The organism is Collinsella aerofaciens, assembly GCF_040910245.1.
GTDB lineage: Bacteria > Actinomycetota > Coriobacteriia > Coriobacteriales > Coriobacteriaceae > Collinsella.
Genome location: NZ_JBDGAY010000018.1, coordinates 18,679 through 39,613 on the forward strand (window position 1 = coordinate 18,679; position 20,935 = coordinate 39,613).

The window sequence follows — 20,935 nt, forward strand, 5'->3', positions numbered from 1 at the left end:
CATGCCCTCCAAGTCTGTTGGGTCCGTTCGTCCTGCCAAGCGCCCGGTCGTCGGCTCGCAGCTGGGAGGACGCCCCACTTCTAAAAAGACGAGCCGTCCGGCTCCGCGTCCTTCGGTGACGCCCAAACCTGCGATGGGCACCAAGACCTCCCGACCCATGGCGACGCCCAAGCCTTCGCTGGGAACTCGTGCGCCGCATGCCGGCCGTACGTTGGCTGGCGCTAAGCCGCGTTCACTGACATCGGTACCCGCCGCCAAGGCGTCTTCGGCAAAAAAGGGCATCAATCCTCTGTCATCGCTGGGTGCCATGGCAAGCAAGACGACCGACGCCGCTTCTGCCCTTAAGGGTAAGGGCAAGATCGCGGGCGGCATCTTGGCGGCCGTGGCCGTACTTGCCATTATTGCCATCGTCGTCATCAACTCTGGCCTGTTCTCCGCCACCGATATTCAGATTCATGGCAGCGAGCATGTGACCAAGCACGACGCCATGCAGCTCATCAGTCTTCCCGAGAACACGTCGCTCTTTAACGTGGATCCCGATCAGATCACCGAGGGCCTCAAGCAAAACCCATGGGTCTCGGGCGTGGATGTCCAGCGCCAGTTTCCCCATACGCTTATCATCACGCCGACGGAGCATAAAGTTACCGCCATTGCGTATATCAGCTCCGACGACCTTGCCTGGGCTATCGGAGACGATGACACCTGGATCGCTCCGCTGTCGACGTCTGTCGAGGTGGACGACCAGGGGAACGTCATTACATCGGGGGAGGGTGCCAACACCCTGACCGGCATCGATGCGGCCCTGGCGCTTGCCAAGCACTACGGCGCCGTGCTGTTGACTGACGTCTCGGCCGATGTCGCACCGGTTTCGGGTCGGGCGGTGAGCTCCAAGGCCGTCAAGGCCGGCCTGGATTACGCACGCGGTTTTTCGAGCGAGTTCTTGGACCAGGTGAAGGATATTTCCACACCTTCCGTTGAGGCTATCTCGGCAAATCTCGACAACGGCGTTGAGGTGTCGCTGGGCGATTCGGACGATATCGCCAAGAAAGAACGCATCGTGACCAAGCTGCTTTCGCAGGTAGAGGGCGTGACCTATATCAATGTGCGCTCTCCGGGCAACTACACGTTTAGGAACGCACCGACCGCCTAGTATCCTAAACGGCTTTGTTGAGGGGCCATACCACGCCGTTTATCTGGTTTGTTTGGTTTTCACGGTCAATTATTTGACTGAAACGCTCATAATGTGCAAACATAATACGGTTTACCTTTGCATTTACTTTCAACCTGAAGGTTAATGTGCGCAGGGGTCAACCCATGCTATGGCTATAACCTTTGTTCGGAGGACCGACATGCACGAGACAGAGATCAACAACTACCTTGCCGTCATTAAGGTGGTCGGCGTCGGCGGCGGCGGTACCAACGCGGTCAATCGAATGATCGAAGAGGGCATCCGCGGCGTCGAGTTTGTTGCCATCAACACCGATGCTCAGGCGCTCGCGATCTCTGATGCCGATATCAAGGTGCACATCGGCACCGACCTTACCCGCGGCCTGGGCGCCGGCGCCAACCCCGAGGTTGGCCGCAAGGCTGCCGATGAGTCCCGCGACGATATCGCCGAGGCGCTCGCTGGCGCCGACATGGTGTTCATCACCTGCGGCGAGGGCGGTGGTACCGGTACCGGCGCTGCCCCCATCGTTGCCGATATCGCGATGAACGAGGTCGGCGCGCTGACCGTCGCCGTCGTGACCAAGCCCTTTACCTTCGAGGGTCGCAAGCGCAAGAAGAGCGCCGAGGAGGGCATCAAGACCCTCTCCGATTGCGTCGACACCATGATCGTTATCCCTAACGACAAGCTGCTCGACATCGCCGAGAAGAAGACCACTATGCTCGAGGCGTTCGCGATTGCCGATGGCGTCCTTTCCCAGGGCACCCAGGGCATCACCGACCTCATCACCGTCCCGGGTATCATCAACCTGGACTTCGCCGATGTTAAGACCATCATGAAGCAGGCCGGTACCGCCATGATGGGTATCGGTACCGCTTCTGGGGACACCCGTGCCGTCGACGCTGCCCAGCAGGCTATCTCCAGTCCGCTGCTCGAGAGCTCCATCGATGGCGCCACGCGCGTCCTGCTTTCCATCGCCGGCTCCAAGGACCTGGGCATCCAGGAGATCAGCGACGCCGCCGACGTTGTCGCCAATGCTGTCGACCCCGAGGCCAACATCATCTTCGGTACCGTTGTTGACGAGTCCCTGGGCGACCAGGTGCGCATCACCGTTATCGCTACGGGCTTCTCCGACTCCAACGTCAACCGTCAGGACGAGCTCTTCGCTGCCCAGCAGTCCCAGAGCAAGGCTGCTGCTTCCGCTGAGCCGCAGCGCACTGCTCCGGCTGCCAGCCCCGCTCAGGCTGCCCCGACTCGCAACGTCGGTGGTACCGAGCTGCCCAACTTTGGCAACGATCAGTTTGAGCTTCCCGACTTCCTCAAGCGCGGCAGCTTCTAAGTCGTTCTTCGCATTGTTTTGCACAGGGGCGCGTCCGTATGGATGCGCCCTTTTTGTTTCTCGTTTGTAAACGAAAGCCTCCAATCTCCTTACGTTCCCTTTACGTTTGGTCCCTACCGCTGCGGGTATCCTTTTAAAGAAGTATGACAGCCGTATAAACACGGACTGCGCGGCGACGCCGCGGTACTTGTTGTAATAGGAGGCTTTAGTATGGCAGCACGTGCGGACAACGTTTCGCGTGTCGACCATGATGGAGTTACGTTGGTAGAGGGCGCGACGCTCGATGTTCGCTTTGCCTTTACCGAGCGCACCGGTGGCGTTTCCGAAGATGCGTACTCCTCGCTCAACCTGGGCTCGCATGTAGGCGATGACCCCTTTGCTGTTCAAGAAAATCGTCGTCGAGCGCTCGAAGCCATGGGCGCCGCTGAGTGCGAGCATAATCTGCTTGTTCCCAATCAGGTGCACGGCGACCATGTCGTGACGGTGACCTCGAACGGCGCCGACGATCTCGAGAACATTCGCGAACAGATTGCAGAGGGCTGCGATGCCATCGTCTGTACGGCCCATGAGGTGCCCGTGATGCTCTGCTTTGCCGATTGTGTTCCCGTGGTGCTGGTGGCTCCCAACGGCTTTGCCGTGGTGCATTCTGGCTGGAAGGGCACGATTGCGCGCATTTCCGCCAAGGCCAGCCAAGCACTCTGCGAGGCGGCTGACTGCACGCCGGAGGACATCTCTGCCTATATTGGGCCCCATATCCTGGGTGACGAGTATGAGGTGTCCCAAGAACTTATGGATCGCTTTGCCGCCGAGTTCGCGTGCATCGATGCTACCGCTTCCCGTATGCTCGATCTTTCCGCCGCCATTCGCGAGGCGCTGGTGGATGCCGGTGTCGATGTGAATGGCATTGTGGACACCAAACTTTCCACCGTGCGTCAAAACGACCGCTTTTATTCCTATCGCAACGAGGGCGGGACCTGTGGGCGCCATGCTGCGATCGGCGTGATGCTATGAGAAAGATCGCATCGGTCCTGAGCGCGGCAGTGCTCACGCTCACGCTGTGCGCCTGCTCCTCGGGATCTTCTACCTCTTCCATCACCGTTGCCGGCTCTACGACGTGCCTTCCCATTGCCGAGATCGCGGCCGAGGGCTTTAAAGAGGAGACCGGCACCGACGTGCTCGTCTCCGGCCTTGGCTCATCTGCTGGCATCGAAGCTGTTAGCGCCGGCACCGCCGATATCGCCAGCTCCTCTCGTGGCCTCAGCGCCGATGAGCAAGACCTGGGTCTGACGCCTATCGTTATCGCGCACGACGGCATTGCAGTCATCGTGAACGACGACAACCCGGTCGATAATCTCTCGACCGAGCAGCTCCGCGATATTTACGCCGGCAAGATCACCAACTGGAAAGAAGTCGGCGGAGAGGACCTGAAGATTCAGGTTATCAACCGCGACGAGGCGTCCGGTACGCGCGAGGCCTTCCGCACTATCGTGATGGACGGCACGCCATTCGATCGCCGCTCGGCTGTTCTTTCGGGCACGGGCCAGGTGCGCGATGTCGTGTCTCGCTCGCGTGGCGCCATTGGCTACATCTCGCTGGGTTTTGTCGAGAGCCTCAACGCCAAGACCTCGGTCAAGGCCGTTTCGGTCAACCATGTCGAGGCATCCGAGAAGACGGTCGCAAGTGGCGGCTATCCCATCTCGCGTGACCTTTACTTCTTTGTGAAGGGGACGCCTTCGCAGCAGGCGCAGGATTACATCGACTATGTGACGTCCGAAAAGATGGACAAGCAGATTCGCGAGGCGGGCTTTATTCCCGTCACCAACGACGGAAAGGGGAGTGAGTAGCGTGGAAGCACAGGAAACCCCCCAGATTGAGCAGGAGACCCGGGTGCCCAAAAAGCGTGAGTTGGCGTTGGTGTCGCGCAGCACCTATCTTAAGGAGAAGGCGCTGCAGTGGATCTTCTTTGCCTGCGCGTTCTTGGCGGTCGTCACCGTCATCCTGATTTTTGTCTTTACCACGTACTCGGCGCTGCCGGTCTTTACCGACATCGGCCTGGCGGACTTCTTTAGCTTTACATGGGCACCCTCTGAGGGCCACTACGGCATTATGTCGCTGCTGGCGGGTTCTGGTCTGGTGACTGTCGGTGCGCTCGCCATGGGTGTGCCCCTGGGTGTGGGCACAGCCGTGTATCTGGTCGAGATTGCCAGCAAGCGCGTGCGCAAGCTCATCAGCCCTGCCGTCGACCTGCTGGCGGGCATCCCCTCCATCATCTACGGCTTCTTTGGCATGGTCATCATCCGTCCGTTTATCGCGCAGCTGACCGGCGGTCTTGGCTTTGGCGCGCTGACGGCGTGGTTCGTGCTCGCCATCATGATCGTTCCCACCATCACCACGCTCACCATCGATGCCCTCAATTCCATTCCCATGGGCATTCGCGAGGCATCCTATGCCATGGGTGCCACCAAGTGGCAGACCATCTACAAGGTCGTGCTTCCTGCAGCCAAGCTGGGCATCGTCGATGCAATTGTCTTGGGTATGGGGCGTGCCATCGGTGAGACCATGGCCGTGCTGATGGTCGTGGGCAACGCCCCGGTCATTCCGGATAGCATCTCGAGCCCCATCTCGACGCTCACGAGTCAGATCGCGCTCGACATGAGTTATTCCTCGGGCCTGCACCGCTCGGCTCTGTTTGGCATGGGCGTTGTCCTGTTTATCATCTCCGCTGCACTGGTGGGTATCGTCCGCCTGATTTCCAAGAAGAGGGGGTAGGCTATGTCCGATTCCGTTGACACGACGGTCGATACGACCTCGTCGCGTGAGCGCATCAAGCGTGCCCTTTCCCATGGCAAGAAGGGCCGCATCAACAAGGATCTGTCCAACAAGATCATGCTCGGCGTGTTTCGCGCCGCGGCCTATATCACCACGCTGGTGCTGATCGCCATCATCGCCTACGTGGTCATCAACGGCCTGCCGCATATCTCGCTCGACTTTATCTTCGGCTGGCCGCAGGGCGTCAACGCCGAGGGCGGCATTTGGCCCACGATCGTCTCGACCATCTACGTGACGGCGCTCGCCATGCTCATCTGCACGCCGGTTGCCGTCCTGGCTGCGGTCTATCTGGCCGAATACGCCAAGCAGGGCAAGATTGTCGACATCATTCGCTATGCTGCCGATGCCCTGGCCTCGGTGCCCTCCATTGTTATGGGCCTCTTTGGCTACGCCTTGTTTGTCGAGGCCATGGGCCTGGGCCTTTCGATGGTTTCGGCCGCGCTGGCGCTGGCGCTTCTGATGCTGCCTATCGTCATGCGCACCACCGAGGAGGCAATCCGCGCCGTTCCGCGCTATATCCGTTGGGGCGCATATGGCCTGGGCGCCACCAAGTGGCAGGTCGTCTCCAAGATCGTGCTTCCTTCGGCTTTTGGCCGCATCGCCACCGGCATCGTGCTTGCCATCGGCCGCGCCATCGGCGAGACTGCGGTGGTGCTCTACACCATGGGTCAGGCCATCAACCTGCCTATCTCGCCACTCGATTCCGGCCGCCCCATGACGGTCCACCTGTACCTGCTTGCCAACGACGGCATCAACATGAACGCAGCCTATGGCACCGCGCTTTTGCTGATGGCGATTATTCTGGCCTTCAACCTGTTTGCGCGCTATCTGTCGCGCAAACGCCGCTAGTTAAGGAGTCCCATGTCCGTCTATCAGTCCGCTCCCACGCCGGAGCAAGCGGCCATCACGGCCAAGGATTTCAACTTTTGGTACGGTGACTTTCATGCGCTGACGGGGCTCGACCTCAACATCGCCAAAAACGCCATCACCTCGTTTATCGGTCCTTCGGGCTGCGGCAAATCGACGTTTTTGCGCTGCATCAACCGTATGAACGACCTGATCGAGGGCACCCGCGTCGAGGGCACCATGACGCTCGACGGCAACGATATCTATGCCGAGGGCGTCGACCCGGTCGACCTTCGCCGTCGCGTGGGCATGATTTTTCAGCAGCCCAACCCGTTCCCCAAATCCATCTACGAGAATGTCGCTTTTGGCCCTCGTCTGCAGGGCGTGACTAGCAAAAGCGACCTCGATGACATCGTGGAAGAATCGCTCAAGCGCGCCAACCTCTGGAAAGAGGTATCCAATCAGCTCAACAAGGACGGTTTGGCGCTCTCGGGCGGTCAGCAGCAGCGTCTGTGCATTGCGCGTGTGCTTGCGGTGCAGCCCGATGTCCTTCTGATGGACGAGCCCTGCTCCGCCATCGACCCCACGTCCGTCTCCAAGGTCGAGGATCTGATGGCCGAGCTGGCGCCCGAGATGACGATCATCATCGTCACGCATTCTATGCAGCAGGCCGCTCGTATTAGCGACTACACCGCATTTTTCTTGCAGGAAGTTGCCGGCGAGCCCGCCACGCTCATCGAGTATGGTCAAACCGACGCGATCTTCACCAGCCCGGTGGATTCACGGACGGAAGACTATATCACCGGCCGCTTTGGCTGATCGGTGCGACTAGTCCCAAGCCGATCGGACCTGGTCCGGTGCGTATTCACTGTGCGGGCGGCATGACCGCACCCAACTGATTGGAGTGAACCATGCGCAAACTGTTTTCCCGTCAGCTCATCGAAGCCCGTCACGAGATGCTGAGCATCTACGAGGCTGTAGACCTGGCGCTTCACGACGCCGTGAAGGCCTATGTGACCGACGATCGCAAGCTCGCCACCAAGACCAAGAAGCGCACGCTCTCGATCGATGCGCGCTGCGCCAACTTGGAGGCCGTGTGCTACAACCTGATCGCTACGCAGTCGCCGGTCGCCTCCGACTTCCGCTTGCTGCAGACGATCATCTACGTCGACTTTAACCTGCAGCGCATGACCGATAAGGTTCGCCAGATCTGCCGCGCCACGCGTCACATGGTCAAGGCCGACATCTCGCTGCCCCAGGAACTCGTCGCTACGGTCGAGGCCGAGGCCGAGGCTGTTTACCAGGTGCTGGGTTCGTCACTTTCTGCGCTCGTCACCAACGACATGTCCATCATCTGCAACCTGGCCGGCGAGGACGAGCCGGTGCATGCGGCGTACGAGAAGTTCTTCCGCACCTTTAACCGCATGGACACGGGCGATTTTATGGACGACGACAGCAACTATGACGACCTGCGCCGCGCCATCATGGTTTCGCGCTACCTCGATCGTATCGCCTCGATTTCGATCGATGCCGCCTGCCGTCTGACCTTCCTTTTGACCGGACAGCGTTTGACTGCCGGCGATATCGCCCGTACGGACGAGGATGAGCTTGAGAGCATGCGCGTGCCTTCGGGCGAGGGTGTCATCATGAGGCCTGCCGTCGATGCACACTATGTTGCCAAAGTGCCCGCTAACGAGGTGAGCGAGGGTCTCCGCTACCTGCTCGAGCACCTCGAGGACGAGGACGACGCCGAGGACGACGAGGAGTAGGGCGGCCCCGTTCGTCGAAAGATTGTAAATACCTAAGTGAGCGCGGCCTTGCACATGCGAGGCCGCGCTCTTGCGTTAGCATGGGACTACTTGTTTGGCTGTCTGCGGAGGCGATTGGCAATGGATAACTATTTGGACTTGATACGCGCTCGCCGCGAGCAGATTCTCGAACGTTTTTATGCAGCACTCGATCGCGCGGGCCGTCCCCACGATGCCGCGCGCCTGATTGCCGTCTCCAAGACTGTTGGCGTTGATGAGACCGTTGCCGCTATTCAGGCGGGGTATCGCCATTTTGCCGAGAACCGCCCGCAGGAGCTCGTTCGCAAGCTTGCGGGCCTCGTAGAGCATCCGGAGCTACCCGAGGTGCGCTTCGATATGATCGGCAACCTGCAGACCAACAAGATCAATGCGGTTCTGGGCTCGGCCGAGCTGATTCATTCGGTGGGATCGCTGCATTTGGCTCAGGCTATCTCGAGCCGTGCGGTCCGCAAGATTGAGGCGGGCGAGCTCTCCGGCCCCCAGCGTGTGCTGATCGAGGTCAATGTGAGCGGCGAGGAGTCCAAGGGCGGCTTTTCGCCCGACGAGGTCCGAGACGCCGCAGGTGAGCTTGCGGAGCTTGAGGGAATTTGTGTGCAGGGCCTTATGACTATGGCGCCCCGGGGGAATAAGAATGTGGCGCGCCGCACTTTTGCCGGACTTCGCGAACTAAGGGATGAGCTTGAGGCGACGCACTCCGATCTGAGCCTGCCCGAACTTTCCTGCGGCATGAGCGAGGACTTTGAGCCTGCTCTTGAGGAAGGCTCTACGCTCGTTCGCCTGGGCAGGGTAGTATTTAGCCCGGAGTTTGCAGTAAAATAAGGCTCTGAAGTGCGCACTGATTATCAGAGCGCCTGCACTAAACCGCGAGAGGACACAACCATGGGCTTCCTTGACGAGATTAAAAATAAGATGCACCTGGGCGGCCAGCAGGGTTACGACCAGGGTTATGGTCAGGACGACGACTACGGCTACGATGATGGCTATGACGACGGCTACCAGAACAACGGTTACAGCGGTGTCTCGGGCGAGGGCTTCTACACCCAGGATGAGCCGAGCAACGGCCTGTTGGGTCAGACGCGCCGCGGCGAGGCCGAGTCGGTGGCCGTGTACACGCGCTCCGGTCAGCTGGTCGGCGACGATTCTCGCCATGCTACGACCTACAACCCGCCATCGCGCTCGCAGGAGACGGTTGCGGGCGGTTATCGTCCCGGTGCCTACGACACGCCGTCGAGCTACGCCGAGAGCACGCGTGCCCGCGCTGCTGCCCCCGCACCTGCTCCCTCACCGAGCGATGCCTCGGCGTATGCGAGCAACATCATCAACGCTACGCCGCAGCTGCCGGCTTATGTCCTGCGCCCCGAGAGCTATGACGACGTGGAGACCGTCGTGCGCCGCGTGCGCACCAAGCAGCCTGTCGCGCTGATTTTTGTGGGCGTTCGTACCGAGGTCGCCAAGCGCGTCCTGGACTTCTCTTACGGCTTTGCCTGCGGCCTGGGTGCCACAGTTAAAGAGGTGGGAGATCGCGTGTTTATGGTGCTGCCCGCCGGTTGCGAGGTCAAGGATTCGGACCTCAAAAAGCTCCGTGCCGACGGCTACCTTAAGTAAAGACAAGACGAGGAGATTCTCATCAACATCTACACCATTGTCCAGCTGGTCAATACGCTGTTCAACTTTTACTCCACGCTCATCGTGGTCTACTGCCTTATGACGTGGATCCCTATGAAGCAGGGCGGATTGCTACAGGATATCGCCGCCGTTCTCGATAGCGTGTGCGGCCCGTGGCTCAATTTGTTCCGCCGGTTTATCCCGCCCATGGGCGGCGTCGATTTTTCACCGGTCGTTGCGATTATTGCGTTGCAGTTGGTACAGAAGCTGGTTCTGCAACTTCTTATAGGTATACTCATATAAAACTGGCTTAGTAACTCACGTCGGGCGCACGGCGCCAAGGCGAAGATAAAGGAGAACTTGTTATGGCTATTACCCCTGCTGACATTCAGGCTCAGACCTTCTCTGAGGCCAAGCGCGGCTACGATCCCGCCGAGGTCGACGTCTTCCTGGAGACCCTGTCCTCTGAGGTCGATGCCATGCTCGCCAAGATCGTCGATCTTAAGGGTCGTCTGACTGCTACCGAGCAGCAGCTTGCCGATACGCAGGCCCAGCTTGCTCAGGCTCAGGACGCTGCCGCGCAGGCCGTTCCCGCCGCCCCTGTGGCCGCTCCTGCACCCGACTTCTCCGCTCAGGAGCGCCAGATTTCCGCTGCCCTGATTGCTGCCCAGCAGACCGCCGAGGGCATCGTCAACGATGCCAACGAGAACGCCGACCGTATTCGCAACGAGGCCGACGCCAAGGCCCGCGAGGTCATCCGCCAGGCCCTGACCGAGAAGCAGGCCGAGCTTGAGGAGATCGACCGTCTTAAGGCTTCCCGCGAGGAGTTCAAGGCCGAGTACCTCAAGCTCATCCAGCACTTCATGGACGATGCTCAGAACTCCTTCCCGTCCGATCTCATGGCTTCCACGCCGGTCGGTTCCGCCGCTTCTCCGGCTGTGACCGTTCCTGCTGCCGAGCCGCTGCCCGTCGCCGAGCCGGTTATCCCCGTTGCCGATCCCTTCGCACCGATTGACAATTTCGCCGCCGACGACCTGGACTAACATCCAGCTATCATGTAGCGCCTAGAAAGGGCCCGCAGTTTGCGGGTCCTTTTTTTGTGGCTGTACGCAGTCTGCAAAACAAAACGCCGAGTCCTGCGTTTGAGGGCACAGGACTCGGCGAACGGGTGAGCGGTCAAAGGTAGATTTTAAGGCATGTCCTAAAATCTACTTGAGGAGGAAGTCGGGGAGGGGAATGGTGCGGGCCTCGCGATGCTCGGGATCGGCGATATGGTCGGCAGGATAGCCGCAGACGAGCATGTGATAGGGATAGATGCCCTCGGGCAGGCTGAACTGCTCACAGGCCACCTCGGGCTTAAAATGGCACACCCAGCACGTACCCAGGCCCTGCTCCTCGGCCTCCATCATCATCTGATCGCAGACGATCGAGGTGTCGATGGCACTGGAGTTCATCTGGTCATAAGGGCGCACCCAGGCGTCATCGGTAACGCTGCAGATAAGGAAGATAAGCGGAGCCCCAAAGATAGACCCATCACGAGCAAACCGAGGCTGACAAGCAGTGGCCTTTTCCAACAGCTCCGGAGTATCAAGCACCATCACACGGGTTGGATGATTATTACAAGCAGAAGGAGCAATGCGCCCCGCCTCAACAATGGCATCCACCACCGACCGCCCAACAGAACGGTCCTCAAACTCGCGACAAGAATAACGACCCCGAGCCAAATCCAAATAACTCACAACCAAGCCCTCCAACAATTAAAAATCAAACAAACCCAAAGTAACCCAAAGAGTACCCAAAGCAGCAATCAGCCAAACGCTCATCAAGGGCCAAAGTGTCCGAACGGGTACCAAAGGTCCCTTCAGCCAAACCCCCGTTGCGCTAAAACTATCAGCCAAAGTTCCCAATGGTGGTACATAAGGGAGCGGGCCCGACCACTAATAACCTTTTGAACGACTCTGCTTGCAGCCGGAGTGAAAAAGGTTATTAGTGATCGGGCCCGCGACCGGTGGGACACGTACCCCCAATTAACTGTTCTTCATGACAATCGAATCCACGACATCGGCCACATTCTCACAGCAGTCAGCGCAGTACTCCAGGAAGGCGTAAACGTCACGCCAGGCGATAACCTCGAGCGGGTCCTTGCCGTTGACATGTAGGTTGCGCATAGCGTTGATGTAGAGCTCGTCGGCCTCGGACTCGATCGTGTTGATCTGGATGACGAGTTCGCGCAGGGTCTTGGACTTGCGGTAGTTGGGCAGTTCGACCATCAGGTCCTTCATGGCGCGACAGGCGTCGGTCACCTTGTGGGCGATCACGATGGCATCGGGATGGATGCTCTGGATGTTGGTGAAGTAGACGCGCTGCACGACGCCCTCGATACGGTCGAGCACCGTGTCGAGCGAGCAGCTCATCAGGTCCAGGTCCTCGCGCTCAAGCGGGGTGATAAAGGCCGTGAGCAGGGCGTCTTCAAGCTCATGATGCTTCTTGTCGGCCGCATGCTCGATCGCGTGCATCTTGTTGAGCATATCGTGAATCTTTGCGGGATCGAAGTTCTCGAAAATCTTGGTGAGCAGCTCTGCGGCCTGGACGGCTAGGTCGGCGCAAGCAACGTAGTTGTCGAAGTAGAACGAATCGGGTTTCTTTGCCATGAGTGGGTCCTTTCGAGGCGAAGTCGGGTGGGCGAGGTATTACGGTCCGGATGGACGCTCGGTTTGACTAGATGAACATCATGAACAGCTTGGCCATGACAAAGCTGATGAGTCCGCAGGCGGGGAAGGTGAAGAACCAGGTGAACATCATGTCCTTGACCACGCCGAAGTTGATGGCCGAAAGGCGCTTGACGGCACCGACGCCCATGATGGCGCAGGTCTTGATGTGGGTGGAGGACACGGGGATACCGGTAAGGGTGGCAAGCAGCAGATTCGCGGCGCCCGCGAGGTCGGCGGAGAATCCCTGATACTTCTCGAGCTTGACCATGCTCTGGCCGACGGACTTGATGATGCGCTCGCCGCCCACGCTGGTGCCGATGCCCATGGTGGCCGAGCACAGCAGCATAATCCAGATGGGGATGCCGGCATCGCCGACGCTCGTCTGGCCGCTGGCGAAGGCCACGCCTAAAAAGAGCACGCCGATGAACTTCTGTCCATCCTGCGCGCCATGCATAAAGCTCATGGCCGCGGCACTCGCGATCTGAGCGTATTTAAAGAAGACATTGGCACGTCGCCTATTGGCGGCGGCAAACAGAATCGAGACGAGTTTGCACAGGATCCAGCCCATGACAAAGCCCAGGCCGATGGAGAGCGCCAGGCCGTAGATGACCTTCATCCACTCGTGGACGTTGACGCTGTTCGCGCCGCCGAGGGCGATAGCGGCACCGGTCAGGCCGGCGATAAGGCTGTGGCTTTGCGAGGTGGGGATACCAAAACGCGATGCCGTGGCACCGTAGACGACGATGGAGAACAGAGCGGCGCAGAGGCACGCAAGCGCCATGGTGCTGTTTCCGCCAAAGTCGACGATATGTGAGATGGTGTTGGCGACGCTCGCGTTAAAGTGCGTCATGATGAGCACGCCCAAGAAGTTGAATGCGGCGCTCATGAGAATGGCGGCGCGGGCGGGCATGCAACGCGTGGTGACGCAGGTCGCGATGGCGTTGGGCGCGTCGGTCCATCCGTTGACGAAGATGGCGCCGAGCGCGAGAATCACGGTGACGGCAAGGACTGGGTTCGACACAATTTGGCCGAGGAAGGTTGAGAACGTTACGTCCATATATGGGCTTTCTCGAAGTTTGCAGACACGTTACAAAAACATGATAAATCGTATCACCTCCTGTGGGTTTCTTTACCGAGTTCTGATGGGAGAAGTGAATTTTTTGGCACTAAAATTGAATATTAGCCCTGTTGACCGCGGGTATTCTTTTTGCTAACACGCCATGAGGACACGCGTGCGCGCCCCAACACCCCAAAACCACAGTCTGTTCGCTTTACAACATACAAACATGCGTTCGATAATAGAGGGCATGGAATATCGACAGACAGACGGCAAAACTCGGCGCGTGCACAAGCAGTATGTGGACGTCGTGGCTCGCATCCTCGCGGGCGGACAGGTCGTGCCGGTCACCGTCTGCTGGGTCGACGGCCGTTGTTTTACGATCGACGAAATTATCTCGACCATTGGGTTTGGCCTGATGGTCCACGGCATCCGTACGGCAACATATAAGGTGCGTTTTGGCAGGCACGCGACCGAGTTGTATCTGGAGGACCAGACGCGCGAGCGGGCGGACGGCTCGCAGGCGCACGTGATGCGTTGGTGGGTCTGGGCCTTTGATCGTACGCTTGAGGGCGAGCGCCGTAGGTAAGGACGTACAGCATTCGGGTACAATGGCAGAAATCTTGTCACCTACGGCGCTGTTGTGCGCTTTTGAAAGGACGAAGTATGAACGATATCCAGGGCTATCAGAACGGCCCCATCGAGACCGGCGCAAGTCGCGCCAAGGAGATGTCGCCGCGCGCGTACAATCTTGCCATGTCTGCCCTCATCTTCTTGGGCTTTTGCGCCATGGGCGCCGGTGCTTACTTTACGAGCACCATGGCGTTTGCCCGCATGATGATGAGCGGCGCCGCCCTGCCACTGGTCTTTGGCTCGTTTATCCTGACTATTGTCGGTATCGTCATGATGTCGGCTGCTGCGGGCAAGCAGTCCGTGGGCCTGTCGCTCGTGGGTTACGTGATCTTTGCGAGCACCTTTGGCCTGACCGCGTCGTTTGGCCTTGCCAACTATGACCTGCCCACTATCAACACCGCCTTTATCGCCACGGCCGCCATCACCTTTGTCTTTGGTGCGCTGGGCGTGACCTTCCCCAAGTTTTTCCAGCGCGTATATGGCATCGGTTTTGGCATTCTGCTCGCCACGATTCTGGTTGAGATCGTGCTGATGTTCATGGGTGTCTCGCAGACCATCACCGACCTGATCGTGATCGTGGTGTTCGCCGGCTTTATTGGCTACGACACCTATGTTGCCACGACGGTGCCGCCCACGCTGCCCAATGCGGTGCTCATGGCGTCTAACCTGTTCGTGGACATTATCAACGTGTTCCTGCGCATTCTGAACATCCTCGGCCGTCGCGATTAAAGCGCGGCATTGCGACGCTTCCTGCCGGACACGGTAAAACGATACGAAAGGCGGTCCTTCGGGGCCGTCTTTTTTGTGCGCGGCGGGGTATCATGGATGGGAAAAAGCCGATAGCGGCAGCGACAGGAAAGGTGGCCACGTATGGCAGATGTCGACAACAGGAACCGTAACCGCAGGTCTAACCGGGCGGGTCAGCCCAATCCCAAGCGCGAGGCGCGTGCCAAGGCCGCCGAGCGCCATGTGGCGGCTGTGTCCGAGGCCTGCGCCAAGGACATCGAGCGTTCGCTTACCGGCGTGCGCGAGTTCGATGGTATGCCTGCCGGTTTTGTCGCGGCGATGAAGGCCAAGGCCCAAGCGGCTGCGGCTGCTGAGGAGCAGGCTGCCGAGGACGTCGAGGCTGCTGAGGCTGTCGAGGTTGAGGCCGCTGAGGTGGAGACTGCGGTCGAGCCTGAGGTGGCGCTCGGTTCCACCGAGTTGGCCGACGAGGCTGAGTCCGCGCCCGCGGAGGAGGCTGCTCCGGTCCTGCCCGAGGTCACCGTGCTTGATGCCTCCGCCACGCAGGCAATCCTCGATAACGGCCGCGGCTATGCGCAGTTCTGCGATATGGCCGTGCTTGCCTTTGCCTCGTTTACCAATCCGGGCGGCGGCTATATCCAGGGCTACCTGGGCCAGGAGGCGACGCTCTGCGCCGATTCGTACCTGTACAACGTGCTCGACAAGCAGCGCAAGTGGTACGGCGAGAACCGTCGCCGCAACATCAACTGCGAGCTGTACCGCAACCGTGCGCTGGTGGTGCCCGCGGTGCGCTTCGATCGCAACCATGTGCATGCGTATGCCGACGTGATCGTGGCCGCCGCGCCCAACGTCAAGCGTGCTCGCCAGGAGTACCGCGTGAGCGACGATGCCTTGCTTGACGCCCTGCGCGACCGTATCCGCTTTGTCCTTGCCATCTGCGATGAGCTGGGTCGTGAGAAGCTCGTGCTGGGTGCTTGGGGCTGCGACAATAACGGCTTTGATGCCGAGGCCGTAGCCGAGCTCTTCCGTAAGGAGCTCGCGTCGGGCGACTTCAAGGTCAAGCAGGTGTTCTTTGCTGTGCCTTCTACGCGCTGGGATGAGGACTTCGCCAAGTTTGAGCACGTGTTGGCAAGCTTCCCCGAGCGCAACGAGGAGTCCTATGCCCAGGCTGCCGCCCGTGCTGCAGCCGCTCGTGCCGTCGAGCAGGCCCAGGCTGCTGCCGAGGATGATGAGGACGAGGACGATTGGCGCAAGTACCTGTAATCGGTACGTGCCGACAGATAGGTCGAGCCGGCGGGAGGGCTGCTCCCGTCGGCTTTTTACTAAAGGAAGGGCTTACGATGAAAAACGTTCTGTGCTTTGGTGACAGCAACACCTATGGCTATGATCCGGCTGGTATGCGCGATGGCACCGCGGTGCGCTATGCGCAGGATGTGCGCTGGTGCGGCGTGGCGCAGCGTGACCTGGGCGAGGGCTGGCATGTGATTGAGGAGGGGCTTAACGGCCGCACGACGGTGCGCGACGATATGTGCCATCTGGACACTAACCTCAACGGCATTCGCGCGCTTCCGATGCTGCTCGAGGCCCATAAGCCGCTGGACGCCATTGTGATCATGCTGGGCACCAACGACTGTAAGACGGTCTTTAACGTGACAGCTTCCGATATCGCCCGTGGCGCCATGGCACTGATTCGCGCCGCCTGCGCGTTTCCGTGGACCGACGCTGCGCCTTGTCCGCGCATTCTGCTGATGGCTCCTATCAAGATCAAGCCGCAGATCGCCGATGTGTATATGACCGACTTTGACGAGCATTCCGTTGAGGCATCTGAGCATTTTGGCGAGTACTATGCGCACGTGGCAGAGCAGTTTGGCTGCGACTTTTTGAATGCCGCCGATTTCGCCGAGCCGGGTGATATCGACTACCTGCATATGATGCCCGAAAGCCACGAGAGCCTGGGCCACGCCGTGGCAGCCAAGCTCAAAGAGATGCTTGGTGAGTAGCGCGACCCAAAGCACCACAAAAGCTCCCTTTGCGGTGGCTTGTTTCGTTTGTCTTGATCTGTAACAGTTCTAAGGCCGAAAACGGGCTAGATGTTACAGATTGAGATTATTTAGGTCGATATCGGTCGTTTGTCTTGATCTGTAACATCTAGGGTCGATTTTGCCGAGTTACTGTTACAGATCGAGATCTCTTCTCAGCGGAATTAGAATATCTCGATCTGTAACAGGTGGGCCGAAAAATGGGCTCTAACTGTTACAGATCGAGACGTTTGTGGTAGCCACCGCAAAGGTGTCTGTCCCCTTTGCGGTGGTTTTGGGCTGCGGGCTTTAGTACTGCCACATATGGTTGACGGGGCCGGAACCTTTGCCCATGTCAAAGCCGGCGGCGAGAGCTCCGGTTAGGTAGGCCTTGCCGGCGTTGACGGCGTCGGCAAGTTCCATGTCCTGGGCCAGCGCGCAGGCGATGGCGGACGAAAGCGTGCAGCCAGTGCCATGCGTGTTGCCGGTCTCGATGCGCTTGTGGCGGAACCACGTGGTGAGTGGATCGCCCAGGTGGTTGCCCTCGTCATCGAGCGGCGCGGGCTCTGCTAGCACATCGTTGGCTTCGTTGACAAGATGCCCACCCTTAACGAGGGACGCGCAGCCAAAGCGGCGGGTGAGAAGCATGGCGGCATTTTGCTGTGTGCGCTCGGAATCGACCTCGTAATCGAGCAGCGCCATAGCCTCGGGAATGTTGGGCGTGATGACGGTTGCCAACGGGAACAGGCGGCGGGTGAGTGCCTCGGAGGCATCCTCGGCAATGAGACGAGCGCCCGAGGTGGCGACCATGACGGGGTCGACGACCACGTTCGTTGCGTTCCAAGCGCTCAAGCGGTCGGCGATGACTTCGATAATCTCGACAGAAGAAACCATGCCGATCTTGACGGCGCTCGGGCGGATGTCGTCAAAGACAGCGTCGATTTGCGCGGCTACGATATCTGGCGAGATATCCTGCACGGCGGTGACGCCCAGGGTGTTCTGTGCGGTGATGGCTGTAATGGCCGTCTCGGCATACAGGCGGTGCGCCGTAATGGTCTTGATGTCGGCCTGAATGCCGGCACCGCCGCTGGAATCGGATCCCGCGATGGATAGAACGGCGGGTACCTTACTGCGATCCATGTTCGCTCCCTTGTCCGGTCGGATTCAAATGGGTCTTTTACCCCGCATTATAAAGATGCCCGGGCCGGCTGTATGCCGATCCCGGGCGGGCGATGCAATCTTTACGCAAATATAAGCAAATGTTCACAAGTCAACAATTGACGGACGTTACAGCAGGCTTGATGGCGATTACCTCGAAAAAGCTAATCCTCCATGCCAAGATCGATCGTCGTGCCCTCGAACACCTTGTTAACGGTGCGGACGGCGCACATCTTGCCGCACATGGTGCAGGTGCCCTCAGTGGCGGCAGGGGACTCCTCGTAGCGCTTCTTGCCGGTGACCGGGTCGAGAGCGCACTTCCACATGGCATCCCAGTCGAGCTTGCGGCGTGCCTGGCCCATCTTGTCGTCCATGTCGCGGGCGTGCGGTACCTTCTTGGCGATATCGGCGGCGTGCGCGGCAATCTTAGTGGCCATGAGGCCGTCAAGCACATCCTGGGCGTTGGGCAGGCACAGGTGCTCTGCCGGTGTCACGTAGCACAGGAAGTCGGCGCCGGAGCTCGCGGAGATGGCGCCACCGATGGCGGCGGTGATGTGGTCGTAGCCCACACCGATATCGGTCACCAGCGGCCCCAGCACATAGAACGGGGCGTTGTGGCACAGGCGCTTCTGCAGCTTCATATTGGCGGCGATCTCGTCGAGCGCCATGTGGCCCGGTCCCTCGACCATAACCTGGACGCCCGCGGCCCATGCGCGCTTGCACAGCTTGCCTAGCTCGATCATCTCGGCGGTCTCGGTGGCATCGTTGGAGTCGTAGAGGCAGCCCGGGCGGCAGGAGTCGCCGAGCGAAATCGTCACGTCGTACTCATGGCAAATCTCGAGCAGCTCATCGTAGAACTCATAGAACGGGTTCTCGTTGCCGGTGACCTCCATCCAGCCAAACAGCAGCGAGCCGCCGCGGCTGACGATGTTCATCAGGCGGCCGGTCTCCTTAAAGGTCTTGGTGACCGACTTGTTGATGCCGCAGTGGATGGTCATAAAGTCCACGCCGTCCTCGGCGTGCGCGCGCACGACCTCGAACAGGTCGTCCTTGGTAAGCTTGACCAGCGGCTTTTCCATGTAGCCGATGGCGTCGTACATGGGGACGGTGCCCACCATGAGCGGCGTCTCGTCGATGAGCTGCTGGCGGAACTGGCGCGTCTTGCCCGAGTTGGAAAGGTCCATGATGGCGTCGGCGCCAAAGTCCTCGGCGATCTTGACCTTCTTCCACTCCTCGGCGGCATCGGCCTTATCGCCCGAGATGCCCAGGTTGACGTTGACCTTGGTGGACAGGCCCTCGCCGACACCAAAGGCGCGCATGCCCTTTTTGATGTGCACGATGTTGGCGGGAATGGCGATGCGGCCGTCGGCCACGCGCTCGCGGATGTACTCGGGGTCGCGATGCTCGCGCTCGGCGACTTCCTTCATCTGCGGTGTGATCTGCCCGGCGCGGGCGAAGTCGATTTGCGTGACGAGCTTGGGCTCGGTCTGTGTGCTCATTGGCACGGCTCCCTTCGTTGGCATTACCCATATCAGGTTTGCGGGTCAGGGCGGGCGTGCCCAATCTCAGCCTGCCGTCTTGTCCTGCAAGCTCCCCGTTATGTCATGGGCTCAAGTATAGCCTGAATGGGTACGATTGGGCCAACGAGCGTGCCTGTGGGGAGGCGAACATGGAAGACAAGCATCTATATCGAGAGACGCAATGGGATGTATCGGCCGAGGAAAGCCGCGCGCACCATGGCCTTGTCGCGATTGGTTTTGCGGTGCTTGCCGTGCTGGTGATTGCCTTTTGTATCTGGACGTTTGGCGGTCGCGGCGGCGCTGCCTGGGAGTTTGAGGCCGACGATGCCCTGCCGATCATGACAGTGAAGGTCGCGGGCGACAATACCGTTGCCGCGCCGGGCGACTATTGGTATCCGCGCGACGAGTTTGTTCAGCTGCAGCTGAGCGGTGGCTCCATTCCTGGTGAAGAGATCGAGCGCGTGACCTTCGATGCGTCGCTTAAGACGCTGTCGGTCGAGCTCAAAGATCAAGGGGATGTGCCCACGACGATGGATATCGCGCTGACGGAATGGCGCCTGGAGCCCCCATCGGGCGTCAAGGTGTCCGAGGTGGAGCATGTCAAGGTTACTTATCAAGATGGCTCGACGAGCGAGATCGCTAAGGCTGATGGCTTGGCGGAGTAACGGGGTGTTTGGAAACGGCGGGCCTATTGTGCCTGAACGTTCATGAATACCAGGGTGTTTTTGTCTGAAAGCTCGGGAAAGTGTCGATAACCTACGTCGAACGCGGTGAGCTCGCTTGCATCCTTGAGCTTGTTTTCTGCCATCCAGCGCACCATGGAGCCGCGCGCCTTTTTGCTGGCGGTCGAGCGCTGGATGGGCTTGCCGTTGCGGACGCCTTCGCCAAAGAGGCATGTGACGACCGTGACATCGGTGGTGAGGCGGGGCAGAACGGCTTTGGCGTATTCCGCGCTGGCGAGGTTGACGATCGTTGCGTTGGAGCCTGCCGGAGCGATAGCCCGTGCGAGCTTGTCGCCCCAAAACGCGTAGAGGTCTCGGGCACCGTCGACGGCAAGCTTCGCGCCCATCTCCAGCCGATACGGTTCAACGGCATGAAAGGGGCGTACGCATCCGTAAAGGCCCGAGAGGATCCAGAGATGGTTTTGTAGCCAGTCGAGCTGCGCGGAATCCATCACCTTGGGCGCCATGCTCTGGTATTGAATGCCGTGATAGGACATGACGGCGGGGGAGAGGTGACGGGCGAGTGCGGGATTGTCGAGATCGCCGTTTTTCAGGATGGGCCTGAACTCATGCAGGGTGTTGAGGCAAGGCCCCAGCAGTTTGTCGCTCACGTTCCAAAGGGCCTGCAGGCCGCCGCTGCCTTCATTCCGCTCGATATCTAGCAGTGCGCGGTGGAGGCGAGCCGTCTCGTGCGCAAAAGGTGGAATGCCCAGGACTTCAAAAGCATCTTGGGCCGCGCGCATTTGCTTGGCGGGCGAAATGATGGCCTGCAGCATGGAC

23 protein-coding genes and 1 riboswitch are annotated in these 20,935 nt (G+C 59.6%); of the genes, 17 read left to right on the top strand and 6 right to left on the bottom strand.

Annotated features, from left to right (window positions below; translation table 11 throughout):
* Nucleotide 1: 1 nt before the first annotated feature.
* The 12 genes from AB5Z20_RS07185 (at nucleotide 2) to AB5Z20_RS07240 (ending at nucleotide 10,635) form a co-directional block, all read left to right on the top strand.
* Entirely contained in the window at nucleotides 2-1,150 is a 1,149-nt protein-coding gene (locus AB5Z20_RS07185; RefSeq protein ID WP_368156785.1) for a cell division protein FtsQ/DivIB, read from the top strand.
* 199 nt (nucleotides 1,151-1,349) lie between these two features.
* The gene (gene ftsZ, locus AB5Z20_RS07190; protein ID WP_117647221.1) at nucleotides 1,350-2,504 is read left to right on the top strand and encodes a cell division protein FtsZ; all 1,155 of its coding nucleotides are present in this window, start codon (nucleotides 1,350-1,352) and stop codon (nucleotides 2,502-2,504) included.
* 210 nt (nucleotides 2,505-2,714) lie between these two features.
* Entirely contained in the window at nucleotides 2,715-3,515 is an 801-nt protein-coding gene (locus tag AB5Z20_RS07195) for a polyphenol oxidase family protein (protein WP_368156786.1), read from the top strand.
* Nucleotides 3,512-4,348 (top strand): phosphate ABC transporter substrate-binding protein, encoded by an 837-nt coding sequence (locus tag AB5Z20_RS07200; RefSeq protein ID WP_368156787.1) that lies wholly within the window; start codon nucleotides 3,512-3,514, stop codon nucleotides 4,346-4,348. The genes AB5Z20_RS07195 and AB5Z20_RS07200 overlap by 4 nt, the downstream gene beginning before the upstream one ends.
* Before the next feature lies 1 nt (nucleotide 4,349).
* Nucleotides 4,350-5,273 carry a phosphate ABC transporter permease subunit PstC gene (pstC, locus tag AB5Z20_RS07205; RefSeq protein WP_368156788.1) on the top strand — a complete coding sequence of 308 codons (924 nt, stop codon included), beginning with the start codon at nucleotides 4,350-4,352 and terminating at the stop codon, nucleotides 5,271-5,273.
* A gap of 3 nt (nucleotides 5,274-5,276) precedes the next feature.
* Nucleotides 5,277-6,182 (top strand): phosphate ABC transporter permease PstA, encoded by a 906-nt coding sequence (gene pstA, locus AB5Z20_RS07210; RefSeq protein WP_368156789.1) that lies wholly within the window; start codon nucleotides 5,277-5,279, stop codon nucleotides 6,180-6,182.
* A 12-nt stretch (nucleotides 6,183-6,194) separates the two neighbouring features.
* The gene (pstB, locus tag AB5Z20_RS07215) at nucleotides 6,195-6,998 is read left to right on the top strand and encodes a phosphate ABC transporter ATP-binding protein PstB (protein WP_035137966.1); all 804 of its coding nucleotides are present in this window, start codon (nucleotides 6,195-6,197) and stop codon (nucleotides 6,996-6,998) included.
* A gap of 92 nt (nucleotides 6,999-7,090) precedes the next feature.
* Entirely contained in the window at nucleotides 7,091-7,948 is an 858-nt protein-coding gene (locus tag AB5Z20_RS07220; protein WP_195502927.1) for a phosphate signaling complex PhoU family protein, read from the top strand.
* 120 nt (nucleotides 7,949-8,068) lie between these two features.
* A complete protein-coding gene (locus tag AB5Z20_RS07225) occupies nucleotides 8,069-8,806 on the top strand; it encodes a YggS family pyridoxal phosphate-dependent enzyme (RefSeq protein WP_368156790.1) in 738 nt (245 codons plus the stop codon).
* A gap of 60 nt (nucleotides 8,807-8,866) precedes the next feature.
* Nucleotides 8,867-9,592: a cell division protein SepF gene (locus tag AB5Z20_RS07230; protein ID WP_368156791.1), complete on the top strand. Its 726-nt coding sequence runs from the start codon at nucleotides 8,867-8,869 to the stop codon at nucleotides 9,590-9,592.
* A gap of 57 nt (nucleotides 9,593-9,649) precedes the next feature.
* Nucleotides 9,650-9,895: a YggT family protein gene (locus AB5Z20_RS07235; protein ID WP_222838021.1), complete on the top strand. Its 246-nt coding sequence runs from the start codon at nucleotides 9,650-9,652 to the stop codon at nucleotides 9,893-9,895.
* Nucleotides 9,896-9,957: 62 nt separating this feature from the next.
* Nucleotides 9,958-10,635, top strand: a complete 678-nt coding sequence (locus AB5Z20_RS07240; protein WP_343006698.1) for a DivIVA domain-containing protein — start codon at nucleotides 9,958-9,960, stop codon at nucleotides 10,633-10,635.
* A 165-nt stretch (nucleotides 10,636-10,800) separates the two neighbouring features.
* On the opposite strand, the gene AB5Z20_RS07245 is transcribed toward AB5Z20_RS07240, so the two are convergent.
* From AB5Z20_RS07245 to AB5Z20_RS07255, 3 genes are all read right to left on the bottom strand, one after another.
* The gene (locus tag AB5Z20_RS07245) at nucleotides 10,801-11,331 is read right to left on the bottom strand and encodes a nitroreductase family protein (protein WP_368156792.1); all 531 of its coding nucleotides are present in this window, start codon (nucleotides 11,329-11,331) and stop codon (nucleotides 10,801-10,803) included.
* A gap of 288 nt (nucleotides 11,332-11,619) precedes the next feature.
* On the bottom strand, nucleotides 11,620-12,243 hold the full coding sequence (locus tag AB5Z20_RS07250; protein WP_006234238.1) for a DUF47 domain-containing protein: 624 nt from the start codon (nucleotides 12,241-12,243) through the stop codon (nucleotides 11,620-11,622).
* A gap of 67 nt (nucleotides 12,244-12,310) precedes the next feature.
* Nucleotides 12,311-13,360 carry an anion permease gene (locus AB5Z20_RS07255; protein ID WP_368156793.1) on the bottom strand — a complete coding sequence of 350 codons (1,050 nt, stop codon included), beginning with the start codon at nucleotides 13,358-13,360 and terminating at the stop codon, nucleotides 12,311-12,313.
* A gap of 250 nt (nucleotides 13,361-13,610) precedes the next feature.
* On the opposite strand from AB5Z20_RS07255, the gene AB5Z20_RS07260 reads away from it, so the two are divergent.
* From AB5Z20_RS07260 to AB5Z20_RS07275, 4 genes are all read left to right on the top strand, one after another.
* On the top strand, nucleotides 13,611-13,949 hold the full coding sequence (locus AB5Z20_RS07260; protein ID WP_217750572.1) for a hypothetical protein: 339 nt from the start codon (nucleotides 13,611-13,613) through the stop codon (nucleotides 13,947-13,949).
* A 77-nt stretch (nucleotides 13,950-14,026) separates the two neighbouring features.
* Nucleotides 14,027-14,722: a Bax inhibitor-1 family protein gene (locus tag AB5Z20_RS07265; protein WP_217750571.1), complete on the top strand. Its 696-nt coding sequence runs from the start codon at nucleotides 14,027-14,029 to the stop codon at nucleotides 14,720-14,722.
* Nucleotides 14,723-14,863: 141 nt separating this feature from the next.
* Complete coding sequence (locus AB5Z20_RS07270; protein WP_368156794.1) at nucleotides 14,864-16,000, top strand: TIGR02452 family protein; 1,137 nt, start codon at nucleotides 14,864-14,866, stop codon at nucleotides 15,998-16,000.
* Nucleotides 16,001-16,077: 77 nt separating this feature from the next.
* Entirely contained in the window at nucleotides 16,078-16,737 is a 660-nt protein-coding gene (locus AB5Z20_RS07275; protein ID WP_368156795.1) for a GDSL-type esterase/lipase family protein, read from the top strand.
* Nucleotides 16,738-17,064: 327 nt separating this feature from the next.
* Here AB5Z20_RS07275 and thiD read toward each other — a convergent pair whose 3' ends face one another.
* Together thiD and thiC are read right to left on the bottom strand one after the other, a co-directional pair.
* Nucleotides 17,065-17,895, bottom strand: a complete 831-nt coding sequence (thiD, locus tag AB5Z20_RS07280) for a bifunctional hydroxymethylpyrimidine kinase/phosphomethylpyrimidine kinase (protein WP_368156796.1) — start codon at nucleotides 17,893-17,895, stop codon at nucleotides 17,065-17,067.
* 182 nt (nucleotides 17,896-18,077) lie between these two features.
* A complete protein-coding gene (gene thiC, locus AB5Z20_RS07285; protein ID WP_349116792.1) occupies nucleotides 18,078-19,412 on the bottom strand; it encodes a phosphomethylpyrimidine synthase ThiC in 1,335 nt (444 codons plus the stop codon).
* Nucleotides 19,404-19,520, bottom strand: a riboswitch (TPP riboswitch). Its footprint overlaps the gene before it by 9 nt.
* A gap of 62 nt (nucleotides 19,521-19,582) precedes the next feature.
* Between thiC and AB5Z20_RS07290 the strand changes: the two genes are divergently transcribed.
* A complete protein-coding gene (locus AB5Z20_RS07290) occupies nucleotides 19,583-20,098 on the top strand; it encodes a hypothetical protein (RefSeq protein WP_349073697.1) in 516 nt (171 codons plus the stop codon).
* A gap of 23 nt (nucleotides 20,099-20,121) precedes the next feature.
* Here the strand turns inward: AB5Z20_RS07290 and AB5Z20_RS07295 are convergent, their stop codons facing one another.
* A complete protein-coding gene (locus AB5Z20_RS07295) occupies nucleotides 20,122-20,931 on the bottom strand; it encodes a YaaA family protein (protein WP_368156797.1) in 810 nt (269 codons plus the stop codon).
* Between the last annotated feature and the right edge of the window lie 4 nt (nucleotides 20,932-20,935).

What these genes read in the sequence shown, in the direction of transcription:
- AB5Z20_RS07225 (WP_368156790.1), top strand. Translation starts at nt 8,069, where the DNA reads ATGGATAACTATTTGGACTTGATACGCGCTCGCCGCGAGCAGATTCTC.
- AB5Z20_RS07295 (WP_368156797.1), bottom strand. Translation starts at nt 20,931, where the DNA reads ATGCTGCAGGCCATCATTTCGCCCGCCAAGCAAATGCGCGCGGCCCAA.
- AB5Z20_RS07260 (WP_217750572.1), top strand. Translation starts at nt 13,611, where the DNA reads ATGGAATATCGACAGACAGACGGCAAAACTCGGCGCGTGCACAAGCAG.
- pstB (WP_035137966.1), top strand. Translation starts at nt 6,195, where the DNA reads ATGTCCGTCTATCAGTCCGCTCCCACGCCGGAGCAAGCGGCCATCACG.
- AB5Z20_RS07220 (WP_195502927.1), top strand. Translation starts at nt 7,091, where the DNA reads ATGCGCAAACTGTTTTCCCGTCAGCTCATCGAAGCCCGTCACGAGATG.
- AB5Z20_RS07200 (WP_368156787.1), top strand. Translation starts at nt 3,512, where the DNA reads ATGAGAAAGATCGCATCGGTCCTGAGCGCGGCAGTGCTCACGCTCACG.
- thiD (WP_368156796.1), bottom strand. Translation starts at nt 17,895, where the DNA reads ATGGATCGCAGTAAGGTACCCGCCGTTCTATCCATCGCGGGATCCGAT.
- AB5Z20_RS07265 (WP_217750571.1), top strand. Translation starts at nt 14,027, where the DNA reads ATGAACGATATCCAGGGCTATCAGAACGGCCCCATCGAGACCGGCGCA.
- AB5Z20_RS07255 (WP_368156793.1), bottom strand. Translation starts at nt 13,360, where the DNA reads ATGGACGTAACGTTCTCAACCTTCCTCGGCCAAATTGTGTCGAACCCA.
- AB5Z20_RS07270 (WP_368156794.1), top strand. Translation starts at nt 14,864, where the DNA reads ATGGCAGATGTCGACAACAGGAACCGTAACCGCAGGTCTAACCGGGCG.
- AB5Z20_RS07195 (WP_368156786.1), top strand. Translation starts at nt 2,715, where the DNA reads ATGGCAGCACGTGCGGACAACGTTTCGCGTGTCGACCATGATGGAGTT.
- AB5Z20_RS07185 (WP_368156785.1), top strand. Translation starts at nt 2, where the DNA reads ATGCCCTCCAAGTCTGTTGGGTCCGTTCGTCCTGCCAAGCGCCCGGTC.
- AB5Z20_RS07290 (WP_349073697.1), top strand. Translation starts at nt 19,583, where the DNA reads ATGGAAGACAAGCATCTATATCGAGAGACGCAATGGGATGTATCGGCC.
- AB5Z20_RS07240 (WP_343006698.1), top strand. Translation starts at nt 9,958, where the DNA reads ATGGCTATTACCCCTGCTGACATTCAGGCTCAGACCTTCTCTGAGGCC.
- ftsZ (WP_117647221.1), top strand. Translation starts at nt 1,350, where the DNA reads ATGCACGAGACAGAGATCAACAACTACCTTGCCGTCATTAAGGTGGTC.
- AB5Z20_RS07250 (WP_006234238.1), bottom strand. Translation starts at nt 12,243, where the DNA reads ATGGCAAAGAAACCCGATTCGTTCTACTTCGACAACTACGTTGCTTGC.
- pstA (WP_368156789.1), top strand. Translation starts at nt 5,277, where the DNA reads ATGTCCGATTCCGTTGACACGACGGTCGATACGACCTCGTCGCGTGAG.
- AB5Z20_RS07230 (WP_368156791.1), top strand. Translation starts at nt 8,867, where the DNA reads ATGGGCTTCCTTGACGAGATTAAAAATAAGATGCACCTGGGCGGCCAG.
- AB5Z20_RS07275 (WP_368156795.1), top strand. Translation starts at nt 16,078, where the DNA reads ATGAAAAACGTTCTGTGCTTTGGTGACAGCAACACCTATGGCTATGAT.
- thiC (WP_349116792.1), bottom strand. Translation starts at nt 19,412, where the DNA reads ATGAGCACACAGACCGAGCCCAAGCTCGTCACGCAAATCGACTTCGCC.